Source organism: Micromonospora sp. HNM0581, from assembly GCF_012726175.1.
Taxonomy (GTDB): domain Bacteria; phylum Actinomycetota; class Actinomycetes; order Mycobacteriales; family Micromonosporaceae; genus Micromonospora.
On the sequence record NZ_JAASAD010000002.1, the window covers coordinates 345,346 to 357,518 of the forward strand.

11 protein-coding genes are annotated in these 12,173 nt (G+C 70.2%); 10 read left to right on the forward strand and 1 reads right to left on the reverse strand.

The window, feature by feature from the left end:
- Positions 1-221: 221 nt before the first annotated feature.
- From fabG to HCA58_RS04490, 4 genes are all read left to right on the forward strand, one after another.
- A complete protein-coding gene (gene fabG / locus HCA58_RS04475; RefSeq protein WP_169596459.1) occupies positions 222-926 on the forward strand; it encodes a 3-oxoacyl-ACP reductase FabG in 705 nt (234 codons plus the stop codon).
- A 24-nt stretch (positions 927-950) separates the two neighbouring features.
- Positions 951-1,718 carry an enoyl-ACP reductase FabI gene (gene fabI, locus HCA58_RS04480; protein WP_169596460.1) on the forward strand — a complete coding sequence of 256 codons (768 nt, stop codon included), beginning with the start codon at positions 951-953 and terminating at the stop codon, positions 1,716-1,718.
- Positions 1,719-1,827: 109 nt separating this feature from the next.
- Positions 1,828-2,859 carry a ferrochelatase gene (locus HCA58_RS04485; protein ID WP_169596461.1) on the forward strand — a complete coding sequence of 344 codons (1,032 nt, stop codon included), beginning with the start codon at positions 1,828-1,830 and terminating at the stop codon, positions 2,857-2,859.
- A gap of 36 nt (positions 2,860-2,895) precedes the next feature.
- A complete protein-coding gene (locus HCA58_RS04490) occupies positions 2,896-3,675 on the forward strand; it encodes an HAD-IIA family hydrolase (protein ID WP_169596462.1) in 780 nt (259 codons plus the stop codon).
- A 74-nt stretch (positions 3,676-3,749) separates the two neighbouring features.
- On the opposite strand, the gene HCA58_RS04495 is transcribed toward HCA58_RS04490, so the two are convergent.
- Positions 3,750-4,544: a hypothetical protein gene (locus HCA58_RS04495; RefSeq protein ID WP_169596463.1), complete on the reverse strand. Its 795-nt coding sequence runs from the start codon at positions 4,542-4,544 to the stop codon at positions 3,750-3,752.
- Positions 4,545-4,748: 204 nt separating this feature from the next.
- On the opposite strand from HCA58_RS04495, the gene HCA58_RS04500 reads away from it, so the two are divergent.
- From HCA58_RS04500 to HCA58_RS04525, 6 genes are all read left to right on the forward strand, one after another.
- Complete coding sequence (locus HCA58_RS04500; RefSeq protein WP_169596464.1) at positions 4,749-5,561, forward strand: DUF3097 domain-containing protein; 813 nt, start codon at positions 4,749-4,751, stop codon at positions 5,559-5,561.
- A gap of 78 nt (positions 5,562-5,639) precedes the next feature.
- Complete coding sequence (locus HCA58_RS04505) at positions 5,640-6,902, forward strand: AI-2E family transporter (protein WP_169596465.1); 1,263 nt, start codon at positions 5,640-5,642, stop codon at positions 6,900-6,902.
- Between the two features lie 137 nt (positions 6,903-7,039).
- Positions 7,040-7,510: an NfeD family protein gene (locus HCA58_RS04510; protein WP_169596466.1), complete on the forward strand. Its 471-nt coding sequence runs from the start codon at positions 7,040-7,042 to the stop codon at positions 7,508-7,510.
- 4 nt (positions 7,511-7,514) lie between these two features.
- Complete coding sequence (locus tag HCA58_RS04515; RefSeq protein WP_169596467.1) at positions 7,515-8,624, forward strand: SPFH domain-containing protein; 1,110 nt, start codon at positions 7,515-7,517, stop codon at positions 8,622-8,624.
- A gap of 247 nt (positions 8,625-8,871) precedes the next feature.
- Positions 8,872-9,681 (forward strand): hypothetical protein, encoded by an 810-nt coding sequence (locus tag HCA58_RS04520; protein WP_169596468.1) that lies wholly within the window; start codon positions 8,872-8,874, stop codon positions 9,679-9,681.
- 279 nt (positions 9,682-9,960) lie between these two features.
- Positions 9,961-12,156, forward strand: coding sequence for a transglycosylase domain-containing protein (locus HCA58_RS04525; protein WP_169596633.1), 2,196 nt, complete (start codon positions 9,961-9,963; stop codon positions 12,154-12,156).
- Positions 12,157-12,173 lie beyond the last annotated feature (17 nt).

A 12,173-nucleotide genomic window follows, 5' to 3' on the forward strand; every position in this document is an offset into this window, starting at 1 on the left:
ACCCGCAAACGTGGATGATCGTACACCCGGACGGTGTGCCCTCGGACGCCGGTGAGCGAACCGTGTTCGGGTATCGGTCCACGTCGTTCATCGGCCCCACCGTGCGGGAGAAAACGTGGCCATCCGTGCAGTGGTGGTCCGGTGACGTGCGGCGGGTTAGTGATTACCGTGCGGTAACGCCTAGTCTCCAAGCCGCAGCGATCTTTGGGAGGGGACGCATCGTGTCGCGAACAGTGCTGGTCACCGGAGGCAACCGGGGGATCGGTCTGGCCATTGCCCAGGCCTTCGCCAAGCAGGGGGACCGGGTGGCCGTCACCCATCGGGGCAGCGGGGCTCCGGATGGCCTGTTCGGCGTACGATGCGACATCACCGACAGCGAGTCCGTCGACGCGGCCTTCACGGCCGTCGAGGCGGAGCTGGGGCCGGTGGAGGTGCTCGTCGCCAACGCGGGCATCACCGACGACACGCTGCTGCTGCGCATGTCCGAGGACCAGTTCACCAGGGTGCTGGACACCAACTTGACCGGGGCGTACCGCTGCGCCAAACGGGCCTGCGGGAAGATGCTGCGGGCCCGGTGGGGGCGCATGATCTTCGTCTCCTCGGTGGTCGGCCTGTCCGGCGGCGCGGGCCAGGTCAACTACGCGGCCAGCAAGGCCGGTCTGGTCGGGGTGGCCCGCTCGGTCACCCGGGAACTGGGCGGCCGGAACATCACCGCCAACGTGGTCGCGCCGGGCTTCATCGAGACCGACATGACCGCAGGGCTCACCGACCAGCGCAAGGCCGAGATCCTCTCGTCGATCCCGGCCGGCCGGATGGCCGGCCCGGACGAAGTGGCGGCGGTGGTCACCTGGCTGGCCGGCAACGGCGCCGGGTACGTCTCCGGCGCGGTGATCCCGGTCGACGGTGGCCTGGGCATGGGCCACTGAATCCCGAGCACGGAGGAACAAGAAATGTCCGGACTGCTGGCCGGTAAGCGGCTGCTCGTCACCGGCGTCATCACCGACGCCTCGATCGCCTTCTCGGTGGCCAAACTCGCCCAGGAGAACGGCGCGCAGGTCGTGCTCACCGGGTACGGCCGACTGTCGCTCGTACAACGGATCGCCAAGCGGCTGCCCGAGCCGGCACCCGTCATCGAAATGGACGTGACCGACCCCGAGCACCTCGCCGGTCTGGCCGACAGGGTCCGCGAGCACGTCGACGGTCTGGACGGCCTGGTCCACTCGATCGGATTCGCCCCGCAGACCTGCCTCGGTGGCGGGTTCCTCGACGCTTCCTGGGAGGACGTGTCGACGGCGCTGCACGTCTCGACGTACTCCTACAAATCCCTGGCCGTCGCGGCGCTGCCGCTGATGTCGCCGGGCGGCTCGGTGGTCGGCCTCACCTTCGACGCCACCCAGGCGTGGCCGGTGTACGACTGGATGGGCGTGGCCAAGGCCGGGCTGGAGTCCGCATCCCGCTACCTCGCCCTGCACCTGGGCCGGCAGGGCATCCGCAGCAACCTGGTGGCAGCCGGTCCGCTGCGCACCATGGCCGCGAAGTCCATCCCCGGCTTCGAACAGTTCGAGGAGGCCTGGGCCGAACGCGCCCCGCTGGGTTGGGACCTCACCGACCAGGAACCAGCCGCGCGAGCCTGCCTCGCTCTGCTGTCGGACTGGTTCCCGGCGACCACCGGCGAGATCGTGCACGTCGACGGCGGCTACCACGCAGTCGGCGCCTGAGGTGTCAGGAAGGGCACCTTCCTGACACCTGAGGTACAGCAGGGGCGTAACTGCCCGGCTACCCGGGGGCGTTGCCGGGATGCCGCAGGCCACCGGCAAGAATGGGCCCATGACGTACGACGCGGTGGTGCTGGTGTCCTTCGGTGGCCCGGAAGGGCCCGACGACGTGATGCCGTTCCTGCAGAACGTGACCCGGGGGCGCGGTGTCCCGCCGGAGCGGCTGGCCGAGGTCGCCGAGCACTACCAGCACTTCGGCGGAATCTCCCCGATCAACCAGCAGTGTCGCGACCTGTTGGCGGCCCTCCGTACCGACTTCGCCGCCAACGGGCTCGACCTGCCGGTCTACTGGGGCAACCGGAACTGGGCCCCGATGCTCGCCGACACGGTGGCCCAGATGCGCGACGACGGAGTACGGCGGGCGCTGGCCTTCGTCACCAGCGCCTTCGGCGGGTACTCCTCGTGCCGGCAGTACCAGGAGGACATCACCGCCGCTCGGGCGGCGGTCGGTCCCGACGCGCCGGTGATCGAGAAGCTGCGCCAGTTCTGGGATCACCCGGGCTTCGTCGAGCCGCACGCCGATGCGGTACGCGCCGCGCTGGCCCAGCTCGACCCGGCGCGGCGGGACAGCACCCGGCTGGTCTTCACCGCCCACTCGGTGCCGATCTCGGCAGCCGACAGCGCCGGCCCACACGGCGGCCGGTACACCGCCCAACTCGCCGAGACGGCGCGGCTGGTGCACGCGGCGGCAGCCCCGGACCTGCCGTACGACCTGGTCTGGCAGAGCCGGTCCGGCCCACCCCACGTGCCGTGGCTGGAGCCCGACGTCAACGACCACCTGGAGACGCTCGCCGAACAGGGGGTGACCGCAGTGGTGGTCAGCCCGATCGGCTTCGTCTCCGACCATCTCGAGGTGGTGTGGGACCTCGACACCGAGGCGTTGGACACGGCCAACCGGCTCGGTGTCGACTTCGTCCGCGCCGGCACTCCCGGCCACGATCCCCGCTACGTCACGATGGTGCGGGAGTTGGTGCGTGAACGGATCGATCCGGATGGGGCGGGGCTGCGTCGTCGTCTCGGTCAGCTGCCGATGTGGGACACCTGTCCCACGGTCTGCTGTGTCCCGCTCCGCCGTCCGTCCTGACGCCGCGGCGAACCCGACGACACCCTGGGGATGATCATGCAGGACCGTAGGCCTGTCGAGAGCTGGCTCACCGACATGGACGGGGTGCTGGTACACGAGGGACAGCCGGTGCCGGGCGCGCCCGAGTTCGTCAAGCGGCTGCGTGAGTCCGGTAGGCCCTTCCTGGTGCTCACGAACAACTCCATCTACACACCGCGTGACCTCCAGGCCCGGCTGGCCCGGATGGGGCTGGACGTGCCGGAGCAGGCGATCTGGTCGTCCGCGCTGGCCACCGCCCAGTTCCTGGCCGACCAGCGGCCGGGTGGGACGGCGTACGTCATCGGGGAGGCCGGGCTGACCACCGCCCTGCACGCGGTGGGCTACGTACTGAGCGACTTCGCCCCGGACTACGTGGTGCTGGGGGAGACCCGCACCTACAGCTTCGAGGCGATCACCAAGGCGGTCCGATTGATCAACGACGGGGCGCGGTTCATCTGCACCAATCCCGACGCCACCGGGCCCTCGGTGGAGGGCGCCCTGCCGGCCGCCGGTTCGGTGGCTGCGATGATCTCGAAAGCCACCGGGGTGGAGCCGTACTTCGTCGGCAAGCCCAATCCGATGATGATGCGGTCAGCCCTGAACACGATAAACGCACACTCGGAGAGCACCGCGATGATCGGTGACCGGATGGACACCGACATCCTCTGCGGCCTGGAGGCCGGGCTGGAGACCATCCTGGTGCTGACCGGGATCAGCTCCCGGGCGGAGGCGGAACGCTACCCGTACCGCCCGTCCCGGATCGTCAACTCCGTCGCCGACCTGATCGACGAGGTCTGAGTCGGCACCCGGTCACTGGCGTGCCGGGTCACGGCCCAGGAACTCGGTCAGCACCGGGGCGAGGGTGGCGTGGGTCAGGGACGCAGGGGGGCGTTGCAGGCGGCGACGAGGGCCTGGCGGCAGGCGGCGGTGAGCGGGCGCAGCGCGGCGTCGCGCTGCTGGGCCTCGTAGTTGTTGACCGCGCCGCCGGGTGCCGCGTGCCCGGCCAAGGCGAGGACCCGGTCGAGCACGGCGGCGCGGGCGAACAGCCGGCGGGAGCGCGGATCGAAACCGGGAGGCAGGTCGGTGGTGCCGTCGGGGCGACGCAACGCCTCCAGGGCACCGGCCAACTCCGGACGCCACTGGGCCACGTCGAGGCGGGTGAGTGCGGCGGTGGTGTCGGCCAGGGCGGCGGCCAGCTCAGCCTCCGCTTCGGCTGCACCTGGCAGGGTGAGGCAGGCGGCGGGGGCGTCCGCCGGCAGCGGGTGCGTTCGCCAGAGCACCGTCTCGAAGGTGTCGCCGGAACCGGAGGTGTGTACGCGTACCTCGGGGATCAGCCCCAGCGCGCCGGCTATCACGGCCTCGCCGGCGAGTAGCGCGGCACCGGCGAAGTCACCCGGGCCGGGTAGGCCACGTGGATCACCCGGCGCCGGTAGCACCAGCCGGATCTCATCCGGCGAGAGTTTCGCCAGGGTGGGCAGCGCCTCCCGCAGCGACACGTCCTTCCAGGTGCCCGGGGCGTCGGCGACGAGATGTTCCTCGGTGCCGGCGACCGCGTCGGCGACCTCGTCGAAGGGCACCAGCCCGGCGCGCCATGCGCGCACCCAGGCAACGAACCGGCTCGACCGGCGCGGCGCGAGGATGGCCGCACCCGCAGCGGGGGTGGACATGCCGAAAGAGTACGTGGTGACGCCCGTCCGTGTCTCGACTGCCGCGCCGCCGCCTCCCTGCCGCGCCGATCATGCAGGTGTGGTGGGCGATTGGCTCATCTTCACGACTTTTGTCATTTGCCACGTCTGCATGATCGCGATCGGAAGGAAGGGGCGGGGTGTGTCGGGTCCCGGGCGTGGCAGCGGCGGGTCTAGCGTGGCGGGATGGGGCGGCGGTACGGCGAGGACGTGTTGGCGGGGGACTGGCGGCGACGAAAGGTCACCCCGGAGGTCGACGCCGAAGCGGACCTTGTCGTCGAGGACGCCGAATCCGGTTTCTGCGGGGCGGTCGTCGGCTTCGAATCCGGCGCGGTGGTGCTGGAAGACCGGCACGGTCGGCGGCGCAACTTTCCGCTGCTGCCGGCGGCGTTCCTGCTCGACGGCCGCCCGGTCACCCTACGCCGTCCCACTCGGCCGTCGGTGCCGGCGGCGCGGCGGCGTACCGCGTCAGGGTCGGTCGCGGTGGAGGGGGTACGCGCCCGGGTGGCCCGGGCCAGCCGGATCTGGGTCGAGGGTGTGCACGACGCTGCCCTGGTCGAGCGGATCTGGGGCGACGACCTGCGCATCGAAGGCGTGGTGGTGCAGCCGTTGTCCGGTATCGACGCCCTCGACACCGAGGTACGCGACTTCGGTCCCGGCCCGGGTCGCCGACTCGGTGTGCTTGTCGACCACCTTGTCCCCGGCTCCAAGGAGAGCCGGATCGTGGCCCGGGTCGACTCGCCGCACGTCCTGGTCACCGGTCACCCCTACGTCGACGTGTGGCAGGCGGTGAAACCCGCTGCGGTGGGCATCGCGGCGTGGCCGGTGGTGCCACCAGGACAGCCGTGGAAGGAGGGCGTCTGCGCCGCGCTCGGGGTCGCCGAACCGGCCGACATGTGGCGACGGATCCTGTCCCGGGTGGACAGCTTCGCCGACGTGGAGACACCGTTGATCAACGCGATGGAGCGGCTCATCGACTTCGTGACCGAGCCGGACTGACTCGCCCGGACCCACCGGCGGGGTCGTCGACGGCTACCGTGAACGGCCTGATCCCTACCACCCCCTGGGGGTACGCACGTGAGCCGGTTGGGGCAACTGCGACAGCGGTTGCGTGAGGCGTACGCGGCAGGACGGGAGTCGGCGCGTATCGCTCGTGAACGGGAGAAGGCGCGACGCGACGAGTGGACGGCCGAACAGGAACGGTTCGTCGCCGAACCGGTGGCGCCGACGGCGGACAGTTCCGCCTCCACCGTGAGTCGGGACGACGCTGACGTGCCGAGAGGTCTGCGCATCGCCGCCGCCTGGTCATGGCGGCTGCTCGTCGTCGGGATCGTCGGCTGGGCGTTGTTGCGGATCTTCGGCGCCGTCCGCGTCGTCATCGTCCCGTTGCTCGTGGCCCTGCTGCTCGCCGCCCTGCTGGCCCCGGCTGTCGGGTGGCTGTTGCGCGCCAGGTTCCCGCGTACGCTGGCCACCGCCGTGGTGCTGATCGGTGGGCTGGCCGCGGTGGTCGGCACCCTGACCCTGGTGGTCGACGAGTTCATCGCCGGCCTGCCCGAGCTCAGTGCCAGCGCCGCTGCCGGCATCGGGCAGATCCAGGACTGGCTGCGTGACGGGCCGCTCAATCTCTCCGACGGACAACTCGACCAGTACGTCGAGGCCGGGCAGAACTGGATCAACGAGAATTCGCAGGCGCTGACGAGCAATGCGATCGCCACCGCCGGCACCGTGGTGGAGGTGTTCACCGGTGCACTTCTGGTCCTGTTCGCCCTGTTCTTCTTCCTGCGCGACGGCGACCGGATCTGGCGTTTCCTGGTCGGGACGTTTCCGGCCGCCGCTCGCTGGCGGGTCGACGACGCCGGGCGTGCCTCCTGGCGGACCCTGGTCGCCTACGTACGCGCCACGGTGCTGGTGGCGTTCATCGACGCGGTGGGCATCGGGATCGCCCTGGTGCTGCTCGATGTGCCGTTCGCCTTCCCGTTGACGGCGCTGGTGTTTCTCGGCGCGTTCATCCCGATCGTCGGCGCGACGCTGTCCGGCGCGGTCGCTGCCCTGGTGGCTCTGGTCGACGGCGGCTGGGTCACCGCGCTGATCATCCTCGGCGCGGTGATCGTGGTGCAGCAGGTGGAGGGCAACGTCCTGCAACCGTGGATCATGGGGAGGGCGGTGGCGCTGCACCCGTTGCCGGTGGTGCTGGCGGTGACCGCCGGAGTGGTGCTGGAGGGCATCGTCGGTGCGCTCGTCGCGGTACCACTGATCGCGGTGCTCAATACTGCGGTGCGCCGCCTGTCCCGGGAGTCGCCGACGCCGCAGACGGTGGTGGTCCGCTCCACTGCGAGGTGACGTGCCGGTCGGGCGTGTCGGCGGTGGCCGGACGGTTCCGGACGCGGGGGCATGAATTGTCGTCGCAGTGCTGGTGGTCGCGGCTCTGAGATCATGACAGTTCGATGACGCGTGCGCGGACATGTCACGATCGTTACGTGGATGCCGTGCTGTGGATCGTGCTGGGTGTGGTGCTGGCGGTCGCCGAGATCTTCACGGCGACCCTGTTTCTGATCATGTTTGCGGTCGGTGCGTTCGCTGCCGCGGGCGCTGCCGCGCTCGGGGCCCCGGTGGCTGTGCAGGCGGTCGTCTTCGCGGTTGTCTCCGCGCTCACCGTCTTCGCCGCGCGGCCGGTCATCCAGCGACACAAACAGACCAGCTCCGACAGCGGCGACGCCACCTTCGGGCTGGAGGCGATCGAGGGCTCGACCGCCCTGGTGTTGGAGCAGGTGGACGCCGACCAGGGCATGGTGAAGATCGACGGCGAGGTGTGGAGCGCTCGCGCCTACGACGCCACCCAGGTTTTCGCACCCGGCGAGCGGGTGCAGGTTATCCAGGTCAAGGGAGCGGTAGCCCTGGTCTGGCGGGACGTCACCACTCCCGGTGAGTTACCCGAAGCGGAAAGGTGAGCGGATGGAAGTCGTAGTTCCCGTCCTGCTGATAGCAGTGGCGCTGATCGCGGTGGTCACCCTGGCCAAGTCGGTGCGGATCGTGCCGCAGCAGCGTCAGGACGTCGTCGAGCGGCTCGGTCGGTACAAGCGCACGTTGAATCCTGGCTTGAACATTCTCGTACCGTTCGTCGACGCGGTGCGTACCAAGGTCGACATGCGCGAGCAGGTGGTCAGCTTCCCGCCGCAGCCGGTGATCACCTCGGACAACCTGGTCGTCTCGATCGACACCGTTCTATACTTCAAGGTGGTGGACTCCGTCCGGGCCACCTACGAGATCTCCAATTTTCTCCAGGCGATCGAACAGCTGACCGTCACCACGCTGCGTAACGTCATCGGTTCCCTGGATCTGGAGCGGGCGCTGACCAGCAGGGAGGAAATCAACCGGCATCTCTCCGGCGTGCTGGACGAGACCACCGGCCGCTGGGGCATCAAGGTGACCCGGGTGGAGATCAAGGCCATCGAGCCGCCGCCGAGCATCCGTGACTCGATGGAGAAGCAGATGCGGGCCGAGCGGGACCGCCGGGCTGCGATCCTCAATGCCGAGGGTCACAAGCAGTCGCAGATCCTGTCTGCGGAGGGTGAGAAGCAGGCGGCGGTGCTGCGGGCCGACGGTGACCGGCAGGCGCGCATCCTGCAGGCCGAGGGTCAGGCGAAGGCGATTCGTACCGTTTTCGACGCCATCCACCAGGCCAATCCGAGCCAGAAGGTGCTCGCGTACCAGTATCTGCAGGCTCTGCCGCAGATCGCCAACGGCACGGCCAACAAGGTGTGGATCGTGCCGACCGAGCTGACCAAGGCACTGGAGGGTATGGGCGGCGCACTCGGTGGCCTGGGCCAGATGGTCGGTGACGCGCCGAGCAAGGAGGCCTCCGACGACGCCAGCGCCGTCGAGCGGGAGGCGGCGGAGGCCGCGCAGGCCGCCGCGGCGGCGGCCCAGCAGATCCACGACGAGGTACGCGTGGCCGAGGCGCAGGCCACCGGCGGCAACAGCCCGCAGGGGTTGCCGGCGCCGGAGCCGGTCTCTGCGGGCGCGTTGCTCAACGACACCTCGGATCAACGCGAGCGCGGCTGATCCGATCCGGAACCGGCCCGGACCGCTCGCAGCGGTCCGGGCCGGTTCGGCGTTCGGGGCCGGCTCCTGGCCTGGTCGGCTGTTGCAGGGGCGGTTTTGATTGTTTGGCCCGGACGCGACGTCAAATGCGAAAAACGCTCATGAGCTGGTGTGGCGCCTGCGACCATCGGTCCTAGTGCGGGTGGTGACCAGGCACCGGGACACCTCGACGTGTCCCGGCACCGCCTGCGGGTGAGCGAGGTGACTCATGGAGCCGGTGCGGCGGCTGTGGTCGACGCCGGAGGCGGCCGGCGTCCACGATCCGAAAGGGCCGATCGGGACCCGGCGTACCGGCGGGGGGTTCGGCGTCCTGCCCTTCATCGACGAGCCGGTGCCACCGGGACCCGCCACCAACGCCAGTTGGGCCTGGTCGCTGCGGCGGCTGGCGCGGGCCGCGGTCTGGCTGCTACCGGCGTACGCGATCCTCTACGGTGCGGTGGCGATGGCGAGCGACGGCGGGGTGGGCAACGATCCGTACCCGGCTGACGGCCGCGCGTTGTATCTGATCGGATGGGTCGCCGCGGTCTGGCTCGGCCTGCTGGCCCTGCTCGGCCTTGCCGGTCTGCTCGCCGCGACCCGGAGCCGGCACGCGGCCGTGGCCGGCGTGCTGGTCAGCATCGCCGGTACGGTGCTGATGCTGCCGTTCGCCGGGCTGTCCGAGCAGACTCCGGTCTTCGGCACCACCGCCAGGTCGCTGGTACTCGTCGGTGCCACCTGCTACAGCGCCGGTTGGCTGCTGACCGGGTGGGCGGTGGCCCGTTCGGGGATGTTCAGCATCGGGGACGGGGTGATGTTGATGATCGCGAGCCCGCTGCTCGGACTTGGTGGCGCGTTGATCGGCTCGCTGCAGACCTTCGGGGCGATCTTCGCGTTGATCTCTGGCATCGGCATCTGCTACCGCTCGGGTCGCCTGCTGCCCCGGGAGATCCTCCGCGACGCCACAAGTGCCAGCGTCGCCACCGCTGGTCCGGCTGCTCCGGCGGGACCTGGTGGCGCGGGCCCGCTCGGAACCGCCTGAGGAACTCCGTACCACCCTGCGGCCCGGACCACTCGTAGCGCGGGCACGGAACGGTCGGCGGGCGCCGGGCCGGGCCGTCGACTGCCGGCTGTCGGGTTGCCGACAGGGTGGACTCGTTGGACTGTCCATACACCGGATGCGCCGGATGCCGGCTATCGGGTTCATTCCAGCTATTCGCCGTCGGCCAGCACAGCAGCAGCTGGCAAATGGCGGTGAATTGCCTGACAACTGGCCAATTGTGTTGGCCGGAAGGCGGCTTTCGTGGCAATCCTGGTGACCATGGCCACCCCTACGCCGCTGTCGCGGCTGTTCACCGTCGTGCTGACCGGCGCACTCGCCGGTCTGGTCCTGGCGGTCGCTGTGCTGCCGGGCAACCTGCTGCTCGGGTTCGCCGCGAAGACGGCACTCGGCCACTACGCCGCGCTGCCCGACGCGTTGCGGACCCCGGCCACCCCGCAGCGGTCCTACCTCTACGCCAACGACGGCAAGACGTTGATCACCACCTTCTACGACGTCAACCGCACCGATGTGCCGTTGGCGGAGATCGCCCCGGTGATGCGCGAAGCAATCGTGGCAGCCGAGGACCGGCGCTTCTACGATCACGGCGGGGTCGACCTGCGCGGCATGCTGCGTGCGGTGGTCAGCAACGTCACCGAGGGCACCGGCCAGGGCGGCTCGACGCTCACCATGCAGTACGTACGCAACGTGCTCAAGACCGACCCGAGTCGCAGCGCGGAGGAACGGGCCGCGGCCACCGAGCCGACGATCGGGCGCAAGCTCCAGGAGATCCGGTACGCCAACGCGCTGGAAGAACGTCTCGACAAGGACGAGATTCTGAACCGTTACCTGAACATCGCGTACTTCGGCTCCGGGGCGTACGGAGTGGCTGCCGCCAGCCAGCGCTACTTCTCCAAGGCGCCGGCAGACCTGACCCTCGCCGAGGCGGCGCTGCTCGCCGGTCTGGTGCAGTCGCCGGAGGCGTACAGCCCGATCGACGGTGACGCCGACGCGGCGCTGGAGCGGCGGGGATACGTACTGGACTCCATGGTCGAGACCGGGGCGATCACCTCCGAGCAGGCCGCCGAAGCGCGGTCGGAGGAGTTGACCCTGGTCCCGAGCGAGCAGGCGAACGGTTGCGCCGCCACCGCCAGCGGGCGCGACGGGTGGGGCTTTTTCTGCGACTACTTGCGCCGCTGGTGGACCACCCAGCCGGAGTTCGGCGAGACCGTCGCCGAGCGGGAGCAGGCGCTACGACGCGGCGGCTACACCGTGGTCACCACGCTCGACCCGGAGATCCAGGCCACCGCGCAGCGCGAGGCCACGAGCATCTACGGGTACGACAACCCGCACGCGGTGCCGATCGCCGCCGTCGAGCCCGGCACCGGTCGGATCCTGGGGATGGCTGTCAACCGGCACTACAGCCTCGAAGGCAACCCCGACGGGCAGGTCAACTACCCGAACACCGTCAACCCGTTGATCTCCGGCGGCGTCGACGTCGCCGGCTACCAGGCGGGCTCCACCTTCAAGTTGTTCACCATGCTCGCCGCGCTGGAGTCAGGGCGTACCCTGTCCACCGGCTTCGACGCGCCCAGCCGGCTACCCACCCGCTACCCGGCGGACGGGGACAGCAGCTGCTACGGCCGCTGGTGTCCAGCCAACGCCAACCCGGAGTGGATGGACGGCTACCGGATGATGTGGGACGGCTTCGGTCGTTCGGTGAACACCTACTTCGTCTGGTTGGCCGAGCAGGTCGGTCCCGAGAAGGTGGTCGAGATGGCCCAGCGGCTGGGCATCACCTTCCGCGCCGAGAACGACGCGGCCTTCGCCGAGAACGACGCGGCCGACTGGGGCGCGTTCACCCTCGGAGTGGCCGCCACCACCCCTCTGGACCTGGCCAACGCGTACGCCACCGTGGCGGCCGAGGGGACGTACTGCACGCTGCTTCCGGTGGTGTCGGTGACAGCGCCCGACGGACGACAGCTGGCGGTCGGTGACCCGTCCTGCCGGCAGGTGCTCGACGCCGACGTGGCCCGAGCCGCCACCGACGCGGCACGCTGCCCGGTGGGCCAGCAGTCCGCCTTCGGGCAGTGCAACGGCGGCACCGCCACCGCCGTGAACCGGATCCTCGACGGGCGTCCCGTGGCCGGCAAGACCGGCAGCTCCGACCAGGCCGCCACGGAGAGCTTCGTCGGGTACACCCCGCAGGTCGCGGTGGCCGGCATCGCCGCCAACCCGGACGATCCGAGCGACCCCGTCGGCGCCGCCGTGCAGGCCCGGGTGATCGACGCGGTCGCCAGGATCATCGGCACGGCCGTCGAGGGCCAGCCGGAACAGGCGTTCACCCCGCCCAGCCCGGAGCTGGTCGGCACCCCCCGACGCCCGGTCGAACGAGAACCGCGCACCGAACCGCGTCGCACCGAGGAGGAAGACCCTCTGTCCGACCTCCGCCGCTGGCTCCAGAACCGCCGGGGCTGACCCGCCGCAGGTGCGGG